Genomic DNA, 22,692 nt, shown 5'->3' on the forward strand with positions numbered 1-22,692 from the left:
GCGTCGGCCGTCGCTGACGGTCAGGTGGTCGGACGGCCCGGTCAGAAACCGGTGATCTGGTACGTGAAGGTGGTGCTGCCCGACGCCGCGCCGCCGGTGGCGGTGACCTTCACGGTGTAGGTGCCGACCGTGGTGGGGGTGCCGGTGATGACGCCTGCGGCGCTGATCGTCAGGCCCGGGGGCAGCCCGGTGGCGGTGAAGTTCAGGGCGCCGCCGTTGCTGGTGGTGGCCCGGACCTGCAGCGGCCAGGCCTGGAACCCGCGCCACGCGCTCTGGTTGCCGGGGTTGGTGACAGTCACCGTGCCGGGCTGGCCGGTCGGGCTCTGGGTCGGCGAGGAGCTGGGGCTCGCGGTCGGGCTCGCCGACGGGCTCGGCTTGACCGTGGGGCTGGCCGAGGGGGACGCGGTCGGCGTCGAGCCGGAGCAGGTCGCCTCGCCGGACGCGGCGGGCACGCTGACGGCGTCCCAGGCCTCCTTGACCGCCGTGTACTGCGCACAGGTCGGGTCGATGTTCTTCGCCGCCTGCAGGGTCAGTCCGCGCATCTTGGCGTGGGTCATGTTCGACGTCTTGGCCAGCAGCGCGTTGTAGAAGATCGCGCCGGCCTTCCTGATGTCCCGCAGGCCGGCGACGGTCTTGTTGTTGCAGGTCGGGCTGGCCGGCTTCCCGTTCGGGGCGGAGCCCTCGGCGAGCAGGTAGAACCAGTGGTTCATGGGTCCGGCCGCGTCGTGCACCTCGGCGTTCGGGGTGGACGAGGAGAAGCAGTTGGCGCTGCGGCCGTCGTCGGCCGGCTTGTACATGACGCGCATGGCCTTGCCGTTACCGAAGAAGTCCACCTCCTCGCCCACGGTGTAGTCGGCGGGGTCGAACTCGGACGGCTCGTTGGCGTACGCCTCGGTCAGCGCGCCGAAGATGTCACCGATCGACTCGCCCAGCCCGCTCTCGCCGGACTGGTACGCGGCGCTGCCCCCGGTGTACTGGTCGATGGCGTGGCCGAACTCGTGCCCGACGACGTCGAGCGCGGCGAGCCAGCGGTCCTTGTTCTGGTTGTAGCCGATCTTCATGTACGGGGCCGAGCCGCCGGTCCAGTAGGCGTTGGCCTCCTGCAGGCCGACCCGGATCTGGAAGCTCTTCCCGTTGCCGTCGATGCCGTTGCGGCCGTACCACTCCTTGAGCATGTCGAGTTCGCGCTGGGCCCCGAACATCGCGTCGGCGCAGCCGGTCTCCTTGTCCATGGCCTGGCCGTTGCCCCACTTGTTGTCGGGGCCGCTGTACACGACGGAGTTGTCGATGTTGGCGCAGGACAGGCCGGGGCGTTTCGGATCGGTCAGGGTGTAGGTGCCGCCCGACAGGGTGGTGTCGAAGCGCAGCGGGTTGGGGCCGTTGTAGTAGCCGGTGCCCTCGCCGACCTCGGCGGCGACGTCGTCGTAGGAGCGCAGCACCGCGCCGGTGCGGGCGTCGACGAACACGTGCAGCAGGCTCGGAGCGTGCTCCGTCGCGCCGGCGACGATGGTCTCCCAGGCGAGCGTGGGGGTGCCCCAGGCCAGGACGGTGAGCCGCTGGCCGGCGATCTCGTCCGCCCGGTGCAGCCGCGCCCTCGCGGTGGCCCGGGCCTGCTCGGCGGTGACGGTCGGCGTGACGGACACGTCGATCGTCTCGGTCTGCGCCACCGAGGTGGACTTGACGGTCCCGCGCGCGTCGGTGACGACGGTGAAGTCCCCGCCCACCACGGGCAGCCCCTGGTACTGCCGGTCGAAGGTCACGTACTGCAGCCCCTGCGGCGAGGACACGACCGGCCGGGCCGCGTACTTCTCGTCCTTGCCGCCACGCACGACAGCGGGCGCCTTCTCGGCGAGGAGCCTCTCCGCCCCGGCCACGGCGGCGACCGGGTCGGCCACGACACCGACCAGCGAGACGGGAGGCTGGCCGGTCGGACCGTGCGGGCCCGCGGTGACGGCGGCGGTCGCCGCGAGGGCGACGGCCAGGCCGAGCGCCGCGCCGGCTCCCAGAAGACGCTTGCATTCCATGGAGGGGTAACCCTTTCCTCGACACTTCGTTGAGGGGGAAGTCTCATGCCGTCGAGGGCGGTTGCATACCGGGGAAACCCTTGTACCTGCCGAGAATCGGACACGACTTAAAACTGAAGGCCTGCGGCTTGGACGTCTTCTGCCACAGCAGGCCGTGGACTCTGGCCGCCGGCGGGCGCGGTCACGGTCGTGGGGGCGAGGTATGTGACGCGGAGGGTGCCGGTGACGGGTTCGTGGTCGATGAGCACCTCGACGCCGTACACCGACGCGATCCGGTCGGGCGTCAGGACGTCCCCGGGGCGGCCGGCGGCGACCACCTGCCCGTGGTCGAGGAGGACGACGTGGTCGCAGTACCGGGCGGCGAGGTTGAGATCGTGCAGCGCGACGACACAGGTGACGTCCAGCGTCCTCAGCAGGTGCAGCAGTTCGAGTTGGTGGCGGATGTCGAGGTGGTTGGTGGGTTCGTCGAGGAGGATCTCGCGGGGTTCCTGGGCGAGGGCGCGGGCGAGTTGCGCGCGTTGCTTCTCACCTCCGGAGAGGGTGTGCCAGCTCCGGTGCTGCTGGCCGGTGATGTCGGCCCGTTCCAGTGCCGCGTCGACGATCTGTCGGTCGCGGGTGGTCGGTATGTCGAAGCGGCCCCGGAAGGGGGTGCGTCCGAGCTCCACGACCTGGCGGACGCTGACGTGGTTGTGGGTCGAGACGTCCTGTTCGACGACGGCGAGCCGCCGGGCGAGCGCCCGGCGGCCGAGGTCGCGCAGGCTGGTGTCGTCGTAGCGCACGGTTCCGGTTTCCGGGCGGCGCAGCCCGGCGAGCAGGCGCAGCAGGGTCGACTTGCCCGAGCCGTTGGGGCCGAGCAGCCCGACGATCTTCCTGTCGCCGGCCGTCATGTCTATGGTGTCGAGCAGGCGGTGGCCCTTGACGGCCCAGGAGAGCCCGGCGGCGGTGATCTGACCCATCAGGACTCCAGGCGTTTGAGGACCAGGGCGAAGGCGGGCGCGCCGAGAAGCGCGGTGATGACTCCCGCCGGCAGCTCGTGGGGGGTGAACGCGGTGCGTGCGAACGTGTCCACCCAGATGAGGAAGGTCGCCCCGGCGATCGCGGACAGGGGCAGCAGGCGGCGGTGCGTCGGGCCCGCCAGGACGCGGACGGCGTGCGGGACGAGGAGCCCGATGAACCCGATCGCGCCCGAGGCCGACACCGCCGCCGCCGTAATGAGCGAGGTCAGGACCAGCAACCAGATCCGGGCGGCGGTGACATTGATCCCCAGCGCGGCGGCCGAGTCCCAGCCGAAGGTGAAGGCGTCGAGGGCCGGGGCGAAGAACTGGATCGCGAAGATCCCGACCAGGATGACCACGACGGTGACCGTGACACCCTCCCACCGCGCGCCGGAGAGGGTGCCGAGCAGCCAGTAGGTGAAGCCACGGGTGGAGTTCGCGTCGCCGCTGACCATGAGGATGACCGAGGTGACGGCGGCGAAGAACTGGGACACGAGCACACCGGTGAGCACCACCCGGGACGGGCTGGCGACGCGGCCACCGCCGAGCAGGATCATCAGGACGCCCAGGGAGGCCAGGCCACCGGCGAAAGCCCCGCTCGACAGGGAGACGCTGCCGCCGACACCCAACAGGAGCACCGCGACCGCACCGGTCGAGGCGCCGGAGGAGACGCCCAGCAGGTAGGGGTCGCCCAGGGGGTTCCTGGTGACCGCCTGCAGGGCCGTGCCCGAGACGGCCAGGGCCGCGCCGACGGCCGCCGCCAGGACCACCCGGGGCACGCGCGACTCCCAGACCAGGGCGTCGAGCAGTCTCGGCAGCGGTTCGGCGGGGGCGACCTCCCCCAGTCCGACATGGCGCAGGATCGTGGAGAGGACATCGAGAGGCCCGATGTTCGCGGTTCCGAACAGGCTGGCCGTGAGGATCGACAGGAACAGCCCGGCGGCGGCGAGGCCGAGGAGGGCCGCCGCCGGGACCCGCCGGCGCTCCGGGGCCGCGCGGCCGGCGGCCGGGTGCGCGGCGCGGCCGGCGGGCCCCGTCGTCATGACCTCCGCACGGCCCTTCACGGAAGCCTGTTCAGGCCGTCGACGAGCGCGGGGACCGCCTGCACGCTGCCGTAGCCGGGGTCCATGTAACGGCCGGGGATGGAGATGAAGCGGTCCTTCGCCACAGCGTCGAGCCTGCTGGTCAGCGGGTCCTTCTTGAGCAGGGCGATCTTCTCGCTCGCGGTGTCGTTCGGCTCGCCGCGGGTCAGGTCGGCCAGGATGATGACGTCGGGGTTGCGGGCGGCGACCACGTCCCAGCTCACCTCGGCCCACTTGCCCTTCGCGTCGTGGAAGATGTTCTCGACACCGGTGAGCTCGGAGATGTGCTGTGGGAGGCCGCCAGGTCCGGCGGCCCACGGCGTGCCCTCGTAGGTGGAGTAGAACCACATCACCTTCAGCGGTGTGCCCCGCTTCTTCACGCCGGCGACCGCCTTGTCCACCACGGACCGCTGGTCCGCGACCAGCTTCTCCCCCGCCGCGGGGACGTCGAAGATCTTCGCGAGATTGCGGTACTCCTGGAACAGCATCGTGAAGTCCGCGTTCTTCACGCTCTCGTGCTCGGAGCAGTCGAACTCGGTCAGGTAGGTCGGCACGTCGAGCTTGTGCAGCTCCGCGCGCTCGCCGGACTGGGCCGCGGTGAACATGCTCGCGAAGGAGCCGTAGACGAAATCAGGCTGTGCTTCCAGCAGCTTCTCGTGTTTGATCTCCTGCCCGCGCGCGGACAGGATCGGGATCTTCTTGTACTGCCCGGCGATCTCGTCCGGCGTCTTGTCCGTCTCGTATCCCGACCCGGCGATCTGGCCGCCCACGCCCAGGTGGATGAGGATCTCGGCGGCGGTCTGGTTCAGGGTGACCGCCCGCTTCGGCGCGGCTTTGACGGTCACGTCGGTGCCGCAGTTCGTCATGGTGAACGGGTAGGCCGTTGTGCCCGCTGCGGTCCTCGCCCCCGGTTCACCGGTCCCGTCGCGGCCGTTGGAGCACCCGGTGAACGCGAGCAGCGCCGCGACGACCGCCAGGTATGAAATGGTTTTCGTTTTCATTTGCGGGATGCTAGCAGAACCGACGAGGAGGGGAAAGGACGGAGAAGACCCTGTATCAACCCTTGTGGACAGACGGGTGCCGAGGCGACTGACGGGTCGCCTCGGCACAGGGACCGGGCCGTCGAGGACACCTCGTCCCAGGGCCGCGGTTCCCCTTCGCGGGGCACCGCGGCCGAACACGGGATTACCGAAGGATCGACGCCAGACGACGGGCGACCTCCGCGTCGAACAACCCGGTCGCCACCATCCAGTCGTCGTTGAACACGGTGTCCAGGTACTTCTCGCCGCCGTCGCAGACCAGCACGACGATGACCGCCTCCGGCCCGTCTGCCAGCGCGCGCTCCAGCGCCTTGTAGATCACGCCACCGGCCGAGCCGCCGACCAGGATGCCGAAACGCCGGGCCAGGTAGCGGCAGGTCTCGAAGGCCTCCGCGTCGCCGACCTTCACCCCTTCGGAGATCAGGTCGTACTCGACGAGGTCCCCGATCTCCGCGCCCTCCGGCGTGCCGGTGCCGGACTGGTGGTAGGGCGCGCCCTCGCCGCCGAAGACGACCGAACCCGAAGGCTCGACCCCGACGATCCGCAGCTGGGGGATGAACTCCCGGAGAGCCCGGCCGGTGCCGCACAGGGAGCCGCCGGTGCCGACAGCGCCGTAGAGATAGTCGATCCGGTCACCCAGCGCGTCGTGGAGTTCGCGGGCGAGCGGCTTGTAGCCGTTGGGATTGCCCTGGTTGCGGTGCTGCGCGGTCCAGTACGCGCCGTGTTCGACCGCCAGGCGCTCCGCCACCGCGTCCCGCTCGGCGGTGGCGAGGGCTCCGTCGTCCCCGCCGACGTTGACCAGTTCGGCGCCGTAGGCCCGCATGGCCCGGAGTTTGTCGGGACTGGAGTGGTTGTCGACCACCGCGCTGAACTTGTAACCGCGCTCGGCGGCGATCAGCGCCAGGCCCATCCCGGTGTTGCCGGAGGTGGACTCGACCAGCCAGCCGCCCGGCTTGAGCAGCCCCTGCTCCTCGGCCTCGTCCACCATGTTGCGGGCCATCCGGATCTTCGCGGTGCCGGTGGGGTTGAACTGTTCCAGCTTCAGCAGCACGGTTCCCGCCTCCTCCGGGAGCGCCAGCCTGAGCAGTGGTGTCCGGCCGATCAGATCGGAGATCTTTTCCTTGATCACAATTCCTGCTTTCCGCAGATTTCAGTCAGTCGCCGTACGAAGGTGTCGTTGTCCTCCGGTGTCGACACGGACGCCCGGATGAAGGTCTCCCATCCGGGTTCCCGCCACGCCTTGACGATGAGCCCGGCCCGGTGCAGTTCCCGGGCCACGTGTCGGGAGTCCCGCGCGGTGTCGATGAACAGGAAGTTCGCGCCGGACGGCGCGACCCGCAGCCCCGCGCGGCGCAGCAGTCCCGCGACCCGGGCGACCTCCAGGCCGGTCCGGGTGACGACGTCCGCCAGATGCTCGGGGTCGCCCAGGGCGGCGAGGGCGGCGTCCTGGGCCAACTGGTTGACGTTGTACGGGGTACGCACCCGGTCGAGCGCTCGGACCAGGGCGGGGTCGGAGGCGATGCCGTAGCCCACCCGCAGGCCGGCGAGACCGTACGCCTTCGAGAAGGTCCGCAGGACGATCCACGGGCGGTCCAGCCCGCGCAGGACCTCCAGCCCGTCGGGATACCCCGGATCCCGGCGGGCGAACTCGTAGTACGCCTCGTCGAGTACCAGCAGGGCCGACTCCGGGGTGCCCGTCACGACCTGGTGCAGCTGCGCACCGGTGAGCACCGCACCCGTCGGGTTGCAGGGATTGGCGAGGAAGACGAGTTTCGGCCCGGCTGCCAGGGCCGTCCGCCAGGCCTCGGCGTCGAACGCGAACTCCCCGGTGACCGGGACCTTCTCGACGCGGGCGCCCATCATCCGGGGGAAGATCTCGTGCAGGCTGAACCCGGGCGCCTGTGTCGTCACCAGATCGCCGGGGTCCAGTACGGCCTGGCACAGGAGTTCCAGGATGTTCTCCGAGCCGTTGCCGAGCACGATCCGCTCCGCCGGTACGCCCAGTCCGTGCCCGATGGCCCCGGTGAGCCGTTTGCCGGCCGGGTCGGGATACCGGGCGAGGCCGGCGGCGACCCGTTCGCGCACGGCGGCGGCCACGGCGGGCGAGGCCCCGTACGGGTTCTCGTTGTTGGAGAGCTTGATGACCCGGCCGGCGCCGCTGATCCTGGCCACCTCGTCCGGATCGGCCCCCGGGTCGTAGGCGGGCAGCATCGCCACCTCCCGGCGTACCAGCGACTCCGGCAGTGGCGGGCGCGGGGGGTTCGTCATGACGCCTCCGCCCGCCGCAGCCGGTCCGCCCGGCGCAGGAACGCGATCACCAGGAGGAGCGCGGTGGCGGCCAGTCCGATGGTCTGCCCGATCCAGACGCCCTCCACTCCCCAGTCCATGCCGACCCCGAGCAGGTAGCCGGCGGGCAGGCCGATCGCCCAGTACCCGAGGAGGGAGATCCGGAACGGCCCGGCGGTGTCGCCGAGGCCGCGCAGGATGCCGTTTCCGATGTTCTGGCTGGCGTCGAAGATCTGCAGGACGGCCGCGATCAGCAGCCCGGACGCAGTCAGCGCGACGATGCCCGTGTCGGAGGCGTGCTCGGCCGGGAGGAACAGCGACACGACCGACGTGGGGCTCAGCACGTACACCACGGCTACGGCCAGCGTCATGACCACGCCCCAGGCGAGTCCCAGCAGGCCCAGCCGCCGGGCCCTGCCGTAGTCGCCACCACTGGCCGCCTCACTGATGTGGATCGACGCCGCGTGCGACAGCCCGGCGGAGACCATGAACACGATGTAGACGATCTGGTTGAGCACCGTCTGCGCGGCCAGCGCGTCGACGCCCAGGGTGCCGATCAGCAGCGTGAGCACGCTGAAGAACCCGGCTTCGGAGGCGTAGGTGCCCGCGATCGGCAGACCCAGCCGCCACACGGAGCCGACCGCGCCCGGCGACCATCGGCCCGGCCCGGACCAGGTCAGGTACCGGCGGATGGTCGCGTCGCGCCGGACGACCGCCGTGAAGCCGAGAAAGGACAGTGTGAACACCACCACGGTGGCGATCGCCACGCCGGTGGAGCCGAAGGCCGGCAGGCCGAATGTGCCGTAGATCAGCACGTAGTTCAGGCCGATGGTGAGCCCGACCGACAGCAGGGTGATGCCCAGCAGCGGGCCGGGCTTCTTGAGGCCGGTGGTGACGTGGCGCAGGTTCTGCAACCACAGGCAGGGGAACATGCCAGGGGCCAGGACCGTCAGGAAGTCCCCGACCCTCCCGACCACCGCCGGGTCCTGCCCGAGCCGGACGAGCAGCGGTCCGGCGGACAGCAGGGCCACGCAGAACACCGCACCGCAGACGGTCGCCCAGAAGAACCCCGCGAACAGCAGCTCCCTGACCCGCCGGTGCTCCCCGCGCGCGTTGGCCTCGGCGACCAGGTTGCTGACGCCGGTGACCAGCCCCGTCCCCGTGGTCCGGAGCTGGTTGAACAGGGCGATGGCCAGCCCGGCGGCGGCGATGTCCAGCGCGCCGAGCCGGCCGAGCATCACGATGTCGACAGTGGTCAGCGCGACGTAGGCGAAGTTGGTCAGGATCAGGGGGAACGCGAGCCTCAACAGCGCCCGGGAGTTCGTGACCCACCAGCCGGCGCTTCGTTCGATCGTGTGCCCGGTCACCAGAACGTGACCTGCTCCCCGCGTCCGGCCGCCAGCGCGAGATCCGCGATGTACCGGCCCAGCGCCGCGTCGGTGACCGCCATGCCGCTGTTGTAGGCGAACACGACGTCACCCGGATCACGGAGGGCGGCCGCGTGGCCGAGCAGGATGTCCGGCAGTTCGGCGTCCACCGACGGCAGGGTGCCGTCCTCGGCGCGCAGGTCCTCGCAGGTCGCCAGCATCTGGGCGGCGCTCGTCGCGATCCGGTAGTCGGCCCCGTGGCACACGTCGGCGTGTACGCCGTAGCCGAGCAGCACGGCCACCGCGCCCGGCTTCATCCACGCACGGCGGACCTCCTCCTTCACCGACAGGCCGGCCGCGCCGACCACGATGTCCGCCTCCAGGGCCGCCGCGCGCAGATCGTCGACGATCTCCACGGGGCGGCCACCGGCGCTGTCGCGCACCGCGCGCAGCCCTTCGGCGTAGGTGCCGGCCACCTGGAGCCGTTCGAGGTCCGGCAGCGCCGCGAGCAGCATCGGCAGCGCCATCTGTCCCTGCACCCCGGTGCCCACCACCAGGGCGCTGCGGGCGTCCGGGCATGCCGCCCTGGCGAGCAGCGCGGTGGTGGCCGCCGAGCGCAGCGGGCCGAGTGTGACGACGTCCATCAGCGCGATCGGCGAACCGTCCGTGTCGTCGCAGAGGAAGGCGAAGGAATGGAACTGGTAGCTGTCGCGGGTCCGCCGCGGGTCGAACTCGTAGACGCCCTTGAAGCAGACGGTGCCGCTGCCGGCGTCGCGGGCCACCATCGAGTAGCTCAGCGAGTGGTCGCCCGGGGCCTCGACGACCGTCTTGGCCGGGTTGCTCGATCCGTCGCGCAGCGCCAGGTACGCCTGTTCGACGACCTTCAGCACCTGGCCATGGTCGAAGTCGAGGCCCTCCTGCTGGGATTGCGGTAACAGCCATAACTGTCCGCGTGGAGCGTATTTGCTGGTCATGTCGCGTCCTTTCCGTGGGTGTCGGCGTCAGATTCCGTCGAGGCGCCAGCGCGGGGAGTCTTCGCTCCCGAGTCGCAGGACGACCTTCCGTGGCAGTGGCGCGTCGTGGAACGGGGATTCGTTGGAGTCCATCTGGTATCCGGCGGTGTTCAGGTAGACGAGGTGGTCGCCGCGCCGGACGGGCCGGGGGAAGCCGATCTTGCGCCAGGTCACGAGGTCGGCCTCCAGGCAGGTCGAGCCCGCCACGCAGGCCGGGAACACCTCGCCGGGGGTACGGCCCGCGGGCAGGAGCACCGGATCGGGCAGGTAGTCGCTGCCGAACCACTGCTCGGACATGCTGAAGCTGCTACCGGCGACCGTGACGATGGCGTACCCGTCGCTGGGGCGCCGGTCGTCCACCTGCTGGACCCGGTACATCGTGAATCCCGCCTGGTCGAGCAGCGCCCGGCCGGGCTCGGCGACGAACCGGACGCCGTTGCGGGCGGCCTTCGCGGCCAGGCTCCCGCCGCCGACCGGGTGGCTCATGATCGCGCGCGCGGCCCGGGCGGCCGGTTGACCCCCGTACGGGTAGAAGTCCTTGAACTCCCTGGCCTGGTGGTACTGGTCCGGCCCGTTCTGTTCGAGGAACTCGCGCCACAGGTGCGGATCGACGTAGCGCACCGGCAGCCCGCCGCCGATGTCGACGAGCGCGGCGGAGGGCAGTCCGCGTCGCCGGGCGTCGAGGCAGTGGTCGATCATCTCGCTCGCCGCCAGCGCGCGTTCGGTCGCGCAGTAGCCGTCCAGGTGGAACGAGAACCCGTGCAGGTCGACGTGGCCGGCGAGTTCCGCGCACAGTCCGACGGCCGCGTCCCGCTCGGCGGCGGCCAGCCCGAACCGGCTGGACGGCCGGTTGCCGGCCCGGCACCTCAGCAGCACCCGGGCCGGGCGACGTGCCCGCCGGGCGGTGCCCGCTAGGCGCCGGAGCTCACCGAGGGAGTCCACGGCGACCAGGCAGCCGTGCTGGACGGCGAGGGCGTGCAGGGTGTCGTCCTTCTCCGGGCCGGAGATGCCGATCCGGTGGCCCGGCACCCCGCCCGCCAGGGCCTTGACCAGCTCGGGGGCACTGGCGACGTCGATGCCGACGCCGAGCGCCGCCGCCGACCTGACGTAGCAGTCGGCCTTGTTGGCCTTCTTGGCGAACAGGAGGTCCACGTCGGCGCCCGCGTCGGTGAACGCCTGCCGCAGCTGCGCGACATTTCCCTCGAAGATCTCCGGGAGCACGACGTGCAGCGGCGACCCCAGGCCGTCGAGCAGGGATCCCAGCAGAGCGCGGTGATCCTCCAGGAGCGCGGACACGACGGGGTGTCGCAGGGCGGTGAGGGTGAAGGGCCGGGCTCCGGCCAGCGGAGTACCCGGCCCCCGGTTCGGCGAAGGCACCCGATCTTTCTACATGAAAATGGTACTCATATTCAATAGCTCGGCCGGTCCGATCGATGAGACCCTGGCCAGGGGCCCTATGGTTGCGGCCAGGTGGTCCCGGCGGGCGGGGTCCCGCCGACTCCGGCGATCCTGTGCCAGGTCCGTGCAACAGCTACGGGGTCCCGGGCGTCCCTGGGTGCGGAGGTGACCCATGAGGGACCTGACGGACGACGGGTTCGAGGAGTTCTTCCGGCTGCGCTCGGCGGCCCTGCTGCGCTACGGCCACGTGCTCACCGGTTCGCCGCACGACGCCGCCGACCTGACCCAGGAGGCGCTGGCCCGACTCCGGGAGGCCTGGCCGAGGCTGCGGCAACGCCAGGACCCGGAGGGCTATGTCCGGGTCACCATGGCCCGGCTGCACGTGTCCTGGTGGCGACGCCGCCGCCGCGAACGGCTGGTCCGGGACGTGCCCGACGCCGGCTACCGGGACGGCGAGCCCGACCTCGGCCCGGACCGGGCCCTGGCCAGGGCGCTGGCCGCGCTGCCGCCCCGACAGCGGACCGTCCTCGTGCTGCGCTACTACGCGGACCAGTCCGACGCCGAGATCGCCGAGACACTGGGCGTCTCGACGATCACGGTGCGCAGCAACGCCTCACGGGCGCTCGCCAAGCTGCGGCTCAGCCCGGAAGTGACCACTCTGGAAGGGACGACCCCGTGAAGATCGAAGAGCGAATCACCCACATTTTCGGTACCGAGGCGGATGCCGCCCCACTCCCCGGCCCCACCTTCCGGGCCGGCGTCGACCGGCACGTCCAGCGGAGGCGCACCCGTCGGCACACCGTCCGGGCCCTCGGCGTCGCCACGCTGGTCCTGGGCCTGGCCGGTACCTGGCTCGCCGTGGACCGCCACCCGGCGGCGGTCACCGACCCGCGCCCGGCGACCACGAGCGAAGCACCGACGCCGGCCCCCCGACCCTTCGCCGAGGTCTGGCCGGGCACGACCCGCACACTGCCCGGCCGCCTGCCCGACGGTGGCGAGTACGCCATCAGGGCGGTGCTCGACCCGGACACCTATGTGGTCTCCCGGACGGGGACCGTCCCGGCCGGCCCGGCCGGCGAGGTGCTGGTCCTCGACAACGCCCGGCACACCACCCGCTCCCTGGTCCGCGCGACCCGGCCGGGTGACGACAGCTTCGGCGTCGTGGCCGTCGCCGCCGCCGAGGGCCAGGTGGCGTACGTGACCAGCGGGGTGGGCACCGGCGCCGTCTGGCTGGTCCCGGTCACCGGCGGCTCCCCCCGCAAGGTCGCCGACCTGGCCCTGACCGCAGACCAGGGGCCGCGCGACATCGAGCTGGTCATCGCCGCCGGTGACGTCGCCTGGTCCCCCACCAGCGGCGTCACCGGCGCGCGCCCCGGGGTGTGGCGGGCCGCGCTGTCCGGCGGGCCCGCGCGGATGGTCCCCGGCAGCGAGGGCATGACGCTCACGGCCTGGCCGTGGCTCGTGGCCAACGCGCACGACCAGAAGGCGACCGCGCCGCCGACCCTGCTGAACGCCGACACCGGCGAGCGGCGCACGGCCGTGCGGGCCGTGCCGGTCGGCCCGCTGACCTGCTCGCCGAGCTGGTGCCTCGGGCTGGACAGTTCCGGCCCGTACCTGCAACGGCTCGACGGCACCGGCTTCCGTACCGGCGTGCCGACCGGGACGATCGTGGCCGACCGGTTCGTCTTCGGCTTCTCGATGACGCCCGCCGGCCCGGATCAGTGGCGCTTCGGCGACCCGGAGGTCTACGACCTCGGCACGGGAAGGCGGGGGGTGGTCCGGTCCAGGACCGACAACGGCCACCGGACCTGGAGCTACGGCGGTGGTTCGGCGCTCCTGCTGTACTGGTCGTGGGAACAGCGGCCGGACACCTACGAGATCGTGGACTTCACCCTGATCCGGTAGAGCTGGCCAACCGGTTCACGCCCCGTCCACGATGATGTCCGCACTCCGCGCGGTTCCCGTGGACGGGGCCACACTCGAAGACCTGATCCCGTTTGAGCTGGCCACACCACTGCCGCGCGGGCGCATGAATGGACCGCGCCGACGTCATGCGGGCGGGCCCGCCTCGCGGTTCCCCATCCGCCGGAACCCCGGGTGCACGCCCGGCGTCAGCCCCTGCTGGCCCGCGACGCGTTCGAGCAGCTCGGCGAGCCGCGCGCGCTCCCCAGGATCGAGCGCCGCGAGCAGATCGTCCTCGTGGGCGGAGCCGATCGCCGCCATCTGCCCCATCACGCGCCGGGCCTCGTCGGTGAGGTGCAGTTCGTAGTTGCGCCGGTCCTCGGTACTGCGGCGGCGTTCCACCAGGCCCTTGCGGTCGAGGTTGTCGATGAGGGCGACCACCCGGCTGGGCACCACCCCCAGGTCCTGGGCGAGGGACTGCTGGCTGCGCCCCGGCCGGCCGGCGATCATGCGCAGCAGTCCGACGTCCGGCGGGGTGAGGCCGAGCTCGCCGACCCGCTCGGCGAACCGGGCGGCCGCGTGCGAGCCGAGTTGGGCGAGCAGGAAGGCCGCCCCGCTGGGGGTTTGCCGAGGAGATGTCACCGCGCTATCGTACTGCACACCTAATGATTCTTGCTTGTGAACTATTCACCAAGGAGAACGATGACCTCGCCAACCCGCCAGGGCGGACCACCGCTCGGCATCCTCGGCCTCGTGTTCACCGCCCTGTTCCTCGGCGGCCTGTTCGGGGGCATCGCCCTCGGCGGCGGCGACATCTACCCGTCGCCCTACGCCGCGCCCGAGGAGATCCTCGGCTACTTCCGCGGGCACGCCGACGCGGTCCGGATCAGCGCGGTGCTCCAGTTCGCCGCCGCCATCCCGCTCGGGATCTACGCGGCCACCGCCTCCGCCCGGCTGCACCGGCTGGGCGTGCGCGCGCCCGGCGCCACGGTCGCGCTGGCCGGCGGCGTGCTCGCCTCGGCGTTCCTGGCACTGTCGGGCATGCTGACCTGGACGTTGTCCCGGACCGAGTTCCACGACCACGACGCCGCGATCCGGATCCTGCACGACCTGGCATTCGCCACCGGCGGGCCCGGACACGTCGTGCCGCTCGGCCTGCTCGTCGCCGGGATCGCTGTGCCCGGCCTGCTCGCCCGGCTGCTGCCCCGCTGGCTGGCGGTCGCCGGCCTCGTCATCGCCGCCGTCGCCGAACTCAGCACCCTCAGCCTGCTGGTGGAGGGCGCCGGGGTGCTGCTCCCGATCGCCCGGTTCACCGGCCTGATCTGGCTGGTCACGGCCGGCTTCCTGCTCCCGAAGACCCGGAAGAACGGAACAGAGTCATGATCGCGAGACTGGTACGCGCCCAACGGCCGGAGAGGAACCTGCCGTACCTGCCCCAGCTCGACGAGGACCGGATCGCGGCCCTGTTCGGCCTGGACCCGGCCGGGTACCGCGCGCTGTGCCAGGGCTTCGACGACCAGGCCCGGGATGCCGCAGCCGAACTGCTCGCCGACGGGGCCTTCGCCGCCCGGGTCGACCGGTTGCCGTTCCGGCCGGGCCAGCGGATCGCGGCGGTCGGCGAGAGCACCACGGCCGACCGGTTGTCCTGGTTCGAGATCCTCCGGCACGTGCTCACCCTGCGCCGCCCGGCCGACGACCTGGGGTGGGAAAACCTTTCCCTTTCCGGGTGTACGAGCACCCAGGCGCTCACCCAACTGCCCGCGTTGGCGTTCCGCCGCCCCGACTGGGTGTTCTGCATGCTCGGCGGCAACGACGTCCAGCGACTGGCCGGCGGGAGTACCCGACTGGTCAGCCCGACCGAGACGGCCCGCAACCTCGGCACCCTGCGCGACCTGGCCGCCGGGGCGGCCAACTGGGTGTGGCTCACGCCCAGCGCGGTCGACGAGGAACGGATCCGGTCCTACCCGCACTTCCAGCGGGCCGGCCTGAGCTGGGCCAACGCGGACCTGGACGAGGTGGCGGCGTTCCTGGCCGAGCAGCCGGAGAGCATGGTGGACACCCGCCCGGCGACCCGGCCCGCCGAGGCCCACCAGGAGGACGGGTTGCACCTCACCCTCGCCGGCCAGCGCGCCGTGGCGGCGGCGGTGGTCGAGGCCCTGACCGACTGAGGCGTGAAGTCGGCAGGCCCGGCCCCGCCGCCAGGTCAGCGACCACTCCGGCGACCTGCTCCACGAGACCTCGGAGCACCGGTGGGGCGCCGGGGCCGCGAGATCACCTGGGCTGCCGGCCTCGTGGGCGGAGGCGAGGTTCGCGCGCCGCAGGTGCTGAGGGTGGTCACCGGCGTCGGACCTTGCTTTGACCGTCAGGCGGATGTCGGCCAGGTCAGCGGGCGGGGCGTCTCCGGCCACACCCCCGACGGCACGGCCGCCGCCGCCAGCGCGGCCGGATCGGTGCCCGCCGCCGCCTCGGCCAACCGGCGCAGGATGTCCCGCACCGCCTCCTCCCGTCCAGCGGACCCGGGCGCGAGGTGCTCGTGCCGGGAGAACTCCCGGACCGCGAACGCCGTCCACGCGGACACCACGTCCCGGGCCCGGGGCAGCCCCACCGACACGGTCAGGTGCAGCGAACCCTCCGGCCCGGACTGCGCGCGGTGCCCCGTCCCGGACGGCACGTACAGGCCGTCGCCCGGGCGGAGCACGATCTCCTCGGTCACCGGGGTGTCCTCGGGCAGGTGGCCCCGGTCCCAGTCGTCGCTGTCGGGCGCCCCGTACAGGGTCCAGGTCTTGGTGCCCTCCAGCTGGATCGCGAACACGTCGCCCTCGTCGCGGTGCGGCCGGCTGCCGTACCTCTCGGGCGCGGTCAGGTACACGTAGGACTGCACGCTCGCCGCCAGGGCGCCGCCGAGCTGGGCGCAGAACGCGGCGATCTGCTCGTCCCACTGTTCCGGGTTGCTCAGCACCAGGGTGGCGCCCTGGTCGAGCTGGGCGATGATGTCGTCGGCGTGCGCGCAGCCGGGCAGCTGGTGCTGGCCGATCCGCCGGTTGCGGGTGTAGGAGGTCGGCGGGGCCGCGTCGCCCCCGTAGCTCAGGTTGAGCTGCGGGTAGCGCAGGTTGCCGTAGACGAGCCAGTGTTCGACGAGCTCGCGGTCGACCAGGGCGCGGGCCCGGTCGGCGGCGTGGAACCGCAGGTGCGAGCGTCCCCAGTCGAGGGACTCGGCCTCCTCGGCCTTGGCGAACAGGCCGGCCCACACGGAATGGTCGAGCATGGTCGTACTCCTTCGTCGTCGGTGGTCAGCGGGCCAGCAGGGCGGCGTCCCAGCCGCTCGCGGTCGGGCCGCCGGTGGCGTAGGCGTGCAGGGCGAGCGCGACCCCGGCGGCGCCCTCCAGGAAGCCGGGCGCGTCGGGCCGGTGGTCGGCGCCGGGGACGCTGGCCCGGTACCCGAAGAGGCTGTCGGGTTCGAAGCGGTCGACGGTCCTGCGGGCCAGGGCGTGGGTGGCCGGGTCGTCGTCGCCCAGGACCAGGCGGGTGAGGTGCAGCAGGCCGCCCGACCCGTGGCAGAGGCCGGCGTCGGCGATGCCCTGGTCGTGCTCCGACAGGGTCAGCGCGGCCCGCACGGCGGCGGCCCCGGCGGTCCGGCACTCGGGCCGGTCCAGGGCGTCGCCGGCCAGGCCGAGCGCCACGGCCACGCCGGGGGCGCCGTAGCACCAGGCTGCGCGGGTACCGGGCAGGTGGTCGGGGCGGTCGGTGAGCTGTTCGCGGGTCAGGGCGCCGGGCCAGGCGTCGCCGTCGCGCCAGGCGAGCAGCCAGTCGACGATCCGGTGCAGGGCGTCGGCGTGCCCGGGGACCCGGCGGCCGTCCCGCCAGGCGGCCGCGAGCAGCGCGAGGGGGCCCGGGATGCCGTGCGCCAGGCCGAGGTTCGCGTGGCCGGGGCCCCGGGTCGGCCGGGTTCGCCGGGTGGTCGACCCACCAGCCGGGCAGGCCGTCGAGCGGGGCGCTGAGGTCGACCAGGTAACGGAGGATGCCGTCGAGGGCTTCGGAGCGCCGGGCCAGCAGGTACCGGCCGATGCCCGCCGCCCCCGCCACCACGTCGTAGGCGCGGTAGGCGGTGCCGGGGCGGCCGGCGGCGAGCCGGTCGCGTTCGGGGCGCAGCGTCACCGGGGCCCAGGCGGCGATCCGTTCGTCGAGCGGGCCGAGGATCCCGGCGTAGTCGGTGGGGCGGTGCGCGGCGCACGCGGCGGCGAAGGCGAGCGCGGCCGGGCCCTGGTAGAGGCCGGTCGGGGGCGCGTCGGTCATCGCGGCGGCGGCCAGGGCGAGGTGGCGGTGGGCGGTGCGCCGGTGGGCGGGGTCGCCGTGGCCAAGCTCCGCGAAGAGCAGAGCGGTCGCGGGGTACGAGTCCCCCAGCGTCAACCCGCCGTCCCACCGTCCGCGCGCGGCGTGCTCCGGATCGGCGAGCCGTCCGGCGACCTCGGCGACGGTGCGCGCGGCGTCGGCCCTGGTCCGGGCGGGGTCCTCGGGGCCGCCCCGACCTCGACCGGAGGCTGGCCAGTCCACGCCGGTGCCGTGCGCGTCGTAGCCGGGCGCAGCGTGGCCGTGGGTGTCCCGACCGTCCACACGGACCCGGCACTCGGCGCCGCCGTGCGCGTCATGTCCGTGCGCTCCGTGGCCGGTCGAAGGGTGTCCAGCAGAGCCGTGGTCGGCCGAACCGTGGCTGGTCGCGTCGTGGCTGTGCGCGTCGCGGCCTTGGGTGCCGGGGTTGGTCTGACCCGCGGTGGCCCCGCCGGCCCGGTGCCGGGAGTCCGTCGTGGTGGCGGGTTCGGTGGTGGTCATGCGCCGTGCCTCCGGCGATCGCGGTGGGCGGCGACCGCGCCCCGGGCGATGGCCAGCGCGCCGGCCTCCCCCTGCGGGTCGACGCCGACGAGTCGGTTGTGGTGCATGTGCAGGACGGCGTCGAGTACCGAGTCCCGGGTGCCGTGCAGTCGGCCGGCTTCGGCGAGCGCCCGGACCGTGTCCCCGTACGCGGCGACGGCCGGGGCGCGTCGGCGCCAGATGTCCAGCAGGGCGGGGCCGCCCTCGACGGCGGCGAGTCCGGTCCCGTCGCCGTACGGGTCGAGGAGGGCGACCGCCTCGCGCCGGACGGCAGCGAACGCCGGGTGCCGGGGGCCTCGCGGGTGGGGGCCCGCGAGCCAGTCGATCCAGTCCGGGTCGCCGAACGAGCGCGGCAGGTCGACGGTGTCGGCGGCGAGGAGCAGCCCGGTCGGCAGGTCCAGGCCCGTCGCGCGCAGCCGGAGGGTGGCCAGGGCGGACGCGCTGTCGGCGGCGAACATCCGCTCGGAGGACTCCAGCGCGTCGGGGCCGCCGTACCGGCCGGTCTCCGGCTCGTACCCGTCGAGGGTGAGTCTGTTGGCGAGTCCGGAGCCGCACAGGTCCTCGGCCCAGGCGTGCATCTGGGGCAGGAGTTGTCCCCACAGGAGGGCCGGCGTGCCGTGGAAGCGTAGGCGCAGGTGCGGGTCGGGGTCGGCGTACCGGATGAAGAACCAGCGGTCGACACCGTCGGGCAGGGCCGCGACCAGCGAGGACACCGGGCCGGCGAGGAGTTCGTCGTGCCGGCCGCGCGCGCAGTAGAGCTTCGCGTAGAGCCATTCGCCGCCGGGAAGGTGCCGGGGGGCGGGGCTGTGCCGGGGCAGGGGGGCGGCTTGCGGGTGCACGGCGGCAGCGCCAGGTGCGGGGATGGTCGGGCCGGTCGCTTCCGCGTTCCGTACCGCTGCGGCCCCGGAAACGCCGGACCGCGCGGCCAGCGCGACGCCGGACGCCGCAACCCGCGCATTGCCGGATTCCGCGACCTGGCTGCTCCCGGCGACCGACGTCAGCGGCACGACGAGTTCGTTCGCGTGCCCGTGCAGCCACCCCGTCTCCGCCTCCGTCCCCGGCGGCTCGCACACCACGGCCCCGGCCCGCCGGACCAGCTCGTCCCGCAGCAGCCGCTGGTGCAGCGGCACGGTCAGGTCCAGTTCGATCCGGTGGTCGTTGACCAGCACCTGGACCCGCTCCGGCACCTGCCACCGGCCGCGCCAGCCGTCGAGCTCGGCCGACCAGTTCTGCCAGGTCATGTCCCGGTCCCGCAACGCGGCGGGGACCTGCCAGCTCGCCGGGGACAGCACCGTGCGGCCGTACGTCACCCGGGGCAGGCGGGGCAGCAGGGCGGCCCGGCCCCAGGACCAGCCGGTCAGGCCCCGGGTGCCGCTGGCCGTGATCTCGCGGATCAGGCGGACGGCGTTGGCCGTGGAGTACCCGACGTTGAGCATGTGCGGGGACAGCGCGTCGATCCGGCGGCCGTGCCGGGCGGACACCAGGTACAGCCGGTCGTGGTCGGCGCCGACCAGCAGGTCCCCGACGCCGAGCACGTCGGCGGCGGAGTGGTCGGCGAACGTGCCGACGGCGAGGATCCGGTCCCGGATCAGGGGCACCCGCAGCACGTTGCCGGCCCGGGCGTGCACCGGCTGGAACACGAGCTGCGCGCTCACCGGCCCGTCAGGTCGCTCCTCGGCGGCGGTGGGGTAGGCGCCGTCGGGGAACAGGCAGCCGAACCGGCCGAACATGGCCCCCGCCGTGTTGGCGCCGGTGCCGGGGGCGACGGCGAGCCGGAACTCCCCCGCGTCGAGGGCGGTCGTGGACGCGGCCAGCACGTGCACGGCCAGTTCGAGGGTGTCCGGCGGGGTGCCGCCGTCGGTGGCCAGCCGGTCGACGGTGTCGGCGTCCAGCACCAGGTCGCCGCCGTGCAGGAGGGCGCGCTGGGCGAGGGCCATCAGCGCGGCGTCGCGGGCGGACTCCCGGTCGGGGGCGGGTTCGAGCCGCCGGTCGCTGGGCGGCACGAAGTAGCCGGCGGGCGCGCCGAGTCCCCGTTCGGGATCGACGAGCTCTTTGAGGGGTACGAGGGTGTGCGCCCCGTGCCGCTCCAGGAACGCCCCGTGGTACTGCCGCAGGTGCTCGGGCGCCCCGTCCACCGGGGACAGCCGCCACAGCACCTCGGCGGCCCGCGCGGCCTCCTCGGCGACGGCCACCGGCAGGGTCACGTCCGCGTCGAAGCGCAGGTCGACCTGCACGGGCGGCTTCTCGGCCGGGTGCAGGGCGCGCATCGCGGTGACGGCGGCGTGCCACTGGGGCCGGCCCGCGCCGAGGGGCTGGTCGGCGTAGTCGGCGAGCCGGTCGGCGACCGTCTCCAGTTCGGTGTGTCCGGGGGTGCCGACGAGCCGGTCGAGGACGTGGCCGAGCGGGTCGGCGCCGTGCGCGGGCGGGCCCAGGTCGGTGAGGAGGAGCTGCTGGTCGACGAGCTGGACCAGCATGGCCTCCACCATGGCGGCCGAGGCCCGGGGGAACCAGCCGGAGAGCTGCTCGAACAGTTCGGCGTACGGCACCGGTTGCCGGGCCGCCTCGACCGCCGCCCGCACCGGTGGCGTGTACCGGACGCTGAGCTCCTGGACGGGCCGGGCCCGGTCGTCGGCGGCGTCCTGGCGCACGTACGGCAGCACGAGCCGGTCGCCGCGCACCGTGCACAGGTCGTTGGCGACGATCCGCAGCCCGCCGAGGACGTCGGAGCGGCGCTGCCACGCGTCGGTACCGGCCGCGAGCCACACCGCGTCGGGCCGTACCCCCTTGACGTGCCGGTCGCCGGTCCGCACCTTGGCCGTGGCGTCGAACCCGGCGAGCGCCACCCCGGCGAACAGCCCGAACGGGGTGGGCCGCCCGGTGGTGCGCAGCAGGTACCGGGCCACGGCGTGCGCGGCCCGGGTGAGTTTGGCCGGGTCGACGGGCCGGTCGGCGTCGAGCCGGGCGAGGGTGTCGGCCAGCCCGCCGCCGGCCACGTCCACGGCCTCGCGGAACAGGGGGTCGGCGAGGACCTCGCGCAGGAAGGCGGTCAGCCGTTCCGGGGAGCCGTCGATGTCGACCCTGGTCGCGGCGGCCCGGGCGGCGGGCAGGGTGGGCACGCGGAGCAGTGCCGTGTCCGCGGCGCGGAACCGGGGCCGGGGCGTACCCATGGGAGTCCTCCTTCGGGCGGGATCCGACGACGATAGCCGCCGGATTCGTCCGGCGTCTACGGACAAAACGCCCGCGTAAGAGTAATGGAAGGTCTGTGTAAGAACCGTCGTGGATCATCAGATTCGGGTCGTCCTGCCCAGTGCCGGACGACCCGGTCCATGAACGCCGATGACGGGAGAAACACGTGTCGCCGATGACGATGACCGAAGATGATCTCATGTTCGACCTGGACCTGCGGGTCGTGCCGGTCGACGCCAGGGACGACTACAACCGCAACCCGGGGATGTCGGAGGGCTGCGTGCACACGTCGTACGTGACCGAGGGCTGTCCGTGGTCGCGGGGCGGGTGCAGCTACACCTGCACGCGCAACGTCGCGGCCGGCGGCAACGCGCAGCACATGTGCCTGTAGGTCCGGGGATGAGGCGACCGGCGCTGCTCGGACCGGTACTCGCCGGCCGGGTGGCGTCGGTCGCCGCGGACGTGGCCGCGCGGGTGGTCGATCCAGCGCGGGTCGGGGCGGTCGCGCCGGTCGACGGGACGTCCTATCCGGAGGTGCACCGCTGGCGCGGGTCGTCCCTGGCCCTGGGCGGCGCGGGCGCGGCGCTGGTCTGCTCCGCGCTGGACGCGCACGCCCCGGGCGAGGGCTGGGACCGGGTCGGGCACGCGCACCTGTCGGCGGGGGTGGCCGAACTCGAACCGGAGCCCTCACTCCTCGTGGGCGGGGGCGCGGTCTCGGCCGCCGCCGCGATGCTCAGCCGGGGCGGCACCCGGTACCAAGGTTTGCGGGACGACCTGGACGGTTGGCTGCTCCCGAGGATCTCGGCGACCGCCCGACGGATCACGGAGGCCCCGGACGTCGTCGCCGACGACTACGACCTGGTCAACGGCCTGTCCGGATCCGCGGCCCTGCTACTGACCGGCCCGGGCAGCCCGGCGCGCACCGCGTGCCTGGCCGACGTCACCCGGGCGTTGGCGGCCGTGGTCACCACCTGGGGCGACCGACCGGACCACGGGCTGGCGCACGGTCTGGCCGGGCCGGTGGCGGCGCTCGCGCTGTCCCGGGCCGCCGACCCGACGGAACCGGGCTCCGCCGTGGCCGTCCGGTCCGGCGCGGACCGCCTGCTGCCCGCGAACGCCGTCGACCGCGACACCTCCGGATCCTGGTGCACCGGAGCCGCCGGGATCAGCCGCGCCCTCTGGCTCGCCGGCACCCCCACCCACCGCGCCGCCGCCCGGAGCACCCTCCGCTTTGCACCCCCGCTCGACTCCCCCACGTTCTGCCACGGCGTCGCCGGCCAGCTCCTGGTCACGGCCCTGTTCTGGTGGGACACCGGCGACGCCGAGTTCGGGGAGGCGGCGCGCGCGCTCTGCGGGTACCTCCTCGAATTCTTCGATCATTCGAGTCCCTTCGGTTTCCGCGACGTGGAGGCCGCCGGCACCGTGGTCGACAACCCGGGCGTGCTGTGCGGCGCCGGCGGGGTCGCGCTGGTGCTGCTCGCCCTCCTCGCCGACCGCCCGCCGACCTGGACCCGCCTGTTCCTGCTGTCCTGA

The 22,692-nt window shown here is 73.1% G+C and carries 18 protein-coding genes and 2 pseudogenes; 6 read left to right on the forward strand and 14 right to left on the reverse strand.

Annotated features, from left to right (window positions below):
• Positions 1 to 41: 41 nt before the first annotated feature.
• The 9 genes from AB0M43_RS00155 to AB0M43_RS00195 form a co-directional block, all read right to left on the reverse strand.
• Entirely contained in the window at positions 42 to 2,024 is a 1,983-nt protein-coding gene (locus AB0M43_RS00155) for a M4 family metallopeptidase (RefSeq protein ID WP_363719580.1), read from the reverse strand.
• Between the two features lie 107 nt (positions 2,025 to 2,131).
• Positions 2,132 to 2,980: an ABC transporter ATP-binding protein gene (locus AB0M43_RS00160; protein WP_363719582.1), complete on the reverse strand. Its 849-nt coding sequence runs from the start codon at positions 2,978 to 2,980 to the stop codon at positions 2,132 to 2,134.
• Positions 2,980 to 4,083: an iron chelate uptake ABC transporter family permease subunit gene (locus tag AB0M43_RS00165; protein WP_363719584.1), complete on the reverse strand. Its 1,104-nt coding sequence runs from the start codon at positions 4,081 to 4,083 to the stop codon at positions 2,980 to 2,982. The genes AB0M43_RS00160 and AB0M43_RS00165 overlap by 1 nt, the downstream gene beginning before the upstream one ends.
• Positions 4,080 to 5,102, reverse strand: coding sequence for an ABC transporter substrate-binding protein (locus tag AB0M43_RS00170; RefSeq protein ID WP_363719586.1), 1,023 nt, complete (start codon positions 5,100 to 5,102; stop codon positions 4,080 to 4,082). Before AB0M43_RS00170 ends, AB0M43_RS00165 begins: the two co-directional genes overlap by 4 nt.
• 184 nt (positions 5,103 to 5,286) lie before the next feature.
• The gene (locus AB0M43_RS00175) at positions 5,287 to 6,270 is read right to left on the reverse strand and encodes a cysteine synthase family protein (RefSeq protein ID WP_363719588.1); all 984 of its coding nucleotides are present in this window, start codon (positions 6,268 to 6,270) and stop codon (positions 5,287 to 5,289) included.
• Entirely contained in the window at positions 6,267 to 7,409 is a 1,143-nt protein-coding gene (gene hisC, locus AB0M43_RS00180; RefSeq protein WP_363719590.1) for a histidinol-phosphate transaminase, read from the reverse strand. Before hisC ends, AB0M43_RS00175 begins: the two co-directional genes overlap by 4 nt.
• On the reverse strand, positions 7,406 to 8,794 hold the full coding sequence (locus AB0M43_RS00185) for an MATE family efflux transporter (protein ID WP_363719592.1): 1,389 nt from the start codon (positions 8,792 to 8,794) through the stop codon (positions 7,406 to 7,408). The genes hisC and AB0M43_RS00185 overlap by 4 nt, the downstream gene beginning before the upstream one ends.
• Positions 8,791 to 9,768: an ornithine cyclodeaminase family protein gene (locus tag AB0M43_RS00190; protein ID WP_363719594.1), complete on the reverse strand. Its 978-nt coding sequence runs from the start codon at positions 9,766 to 9,768 to the stop codon at positions 8,791 to 8,793. The genes AB0M43_RS00185 and AB0M43_RS00190 overlap by 4 nt, the downstream gene beginning before the upstream one ends.
• 27 nt (positions 9,769 to 9,795) lie before the next feature.
• Entirely contained in the window at positions 9,796 to 11,184 is a 1,389-nt protein-coding gene (locus AB0M43_RS00195) for an alanine racemase (protein ID WP_363719596.1), read from the reverse strand.
• A gap of 193 nt (positions 11,185 to 11,377) precedes the next feature.
• Between AB0M43_RS00195 and AB0M43_RS00200 the strand changes: the two genes are divergently transcribed.
• A complete protein-coding gene (locus AB0M43_RS00200; RefSeq protein WP_363719598.1) occupies positions 11,378 to 11,884 on the forward strand; it encodes a SigE family RNA polymerase sigma factor in 507 nt (168 codons plus the stop codon).
• Positions 11,881 to 13,110 (forward strand): hypothetical protein, encoded by a 1,230-nt coding sequence (locus AB0M43_RS00205; protein WP_363719600.1) that lies wholly within the window; start codon positions 11,881 to 11,883, stop codon positions 13,108 to 13,110. Before AB0M43_RS00200 ends, AB0M43_RS00205 begins: the two co-directional genes overlap by 4 nt.
• 144 nt (positions 13,111 to 13,254) lie before the next feature.
• Here AB0M43_RS00205 and AB0M43_RS00210 read toward each other — a convergent pair whose 3' ends face one another.
• Positions 13,255 to 13,749, reverse strand: coding sequence for a MarR family transcriptional regulator (locus AB0M43_RS00210; RefSeq protein ID WP_363719602.1), 495 nt, complete (start codon positions 13,747 to 13,749; stop codon positions 13,255 to 13,257).
• 60 nt (positions 13,750 to 13,809) lie between these two features.
• Here AB0M43_RS00210 and AB0M43_RS00215 point away from each other — a divergent pair, with 60 nt between their 5' ends.
• A complete protein-coding gene (locus tag AB0M43_RS00215; protein ID WP_363719604.1) occupies positions 13,810 to 14,490 on the forward strand; it encodes a DUF4386 domain-containing protein in 681 nt (226 codons plus the stop codon).
• Positions 14,487 to 15,275, forward strand: coding sequence for an SGNH/GDSL hydrolase family protein (locus tag AB0M43_RS00220; RefSeq protein WP_363719606.1), 789 nt, complete (start codon positions 14,487 to 14,489; stop codon positions 15,273 to 15,275). Before AB0M43_RS00215 ends, AB0M43_RS00220 begins: the two co-directional genes overlap by 4 nt.
• Positions 15,276 to 15,469: 194 nt before the next feature.
• Here the strand turns inward: AB0M43_RS00220 and AB0M43_RS00225 are convergent, their stop codons facing one another.
• From AB0M43_RS00225 to AB0M43_RS00240, 4 genes and pseudogenes are all read right to left on the reverse strand, one after another.
• The gene (locus AB0M43_RS00225) at positions 15,470 to 16,372 is read right to left on the reverse strand and encodes a cupin domain-containing protein (protein ID WP_363719608.1); all 903 of its coding nucleotides are present in this window, start codon (positions 16,370 to 16,372) and stop codon (positions 15,470 to 15,472) included.
• Between the two features lie 25 nt (positions 16,373 to 16,397).
• Positions 16,398 to 17,024: pseudogene (locus tag AB0M43_RS00230) on the reverse strand (lanthionine synthetase LanC family protein); the annotation flags it as partial.
• Positions 17,025 to 17,112: 88 nt separating this feature from the next.
• Positions 17,113 to 17,934, reverse strand: a pseudogene (locus tag AB0M43_RS00235) (lanthionine synthetase LanC family protein); the annotation flags it as partial.
• Complete coding sequence (locus AB0M43_RS00240; RefSeq protein ID WP_363719610.1) at positions 17,931 to 21,140, reverse strand: lantibiotic dehydratase; 3,210 nt, start codon at positions 21,138 to 21,140, stop codon at positions 17,931 to 17,933. The pseudogene AB0M43_RS00235 and the gene AB0M43_RS00240, both read right to left, overlap by 4 nt.
• 194 nt (positions 21,141 to 21,334) lie before the next feature.
• Here AB0M43_RS00240 and AB0M43_RS00245 point away from each other — a divergent pair, with 194 nt between their 5' ends.
• Together AB0M43_RS00245 and AB0M43_RS00250 are read left to right on the forward strand one after the other, a co-directional pair.
• The gene (locus tag AB0M43_RS00245; RefSeq protein ID WP_363719612.1) at positions 21,335 to 21,550 is read left to right on the forward strand and encodes a hypothetical protein; all 216 of its coding nucleotides are present in this window, start codon (positions 21,335 to 21,337) and stop codon (positions 21,548 to 21,550) included.
• A gap of 8 nt (positions 21,551 to 21,558) precedes the next feature.
• On the forward strand, positions 21,559 to 22,692 hold the full coding sequence (locus tag AB0M43_RS00250) for a lanthionine synthetase LanC family protein (protein ID WP_363719614.1): 1,134 nt from the start codon (positions 21,559 to 21,561) through the stop codon (positions 22,690 to 22,692).

This window comes from Longispora sp. NPDC051575, assembly GCF_040681875.1.
Taxonomy (GTDB): Bacteria; Actinomycetota; Actinomycetes; order Mycobacteriales; family Micromonosporaceae; genus Longispora.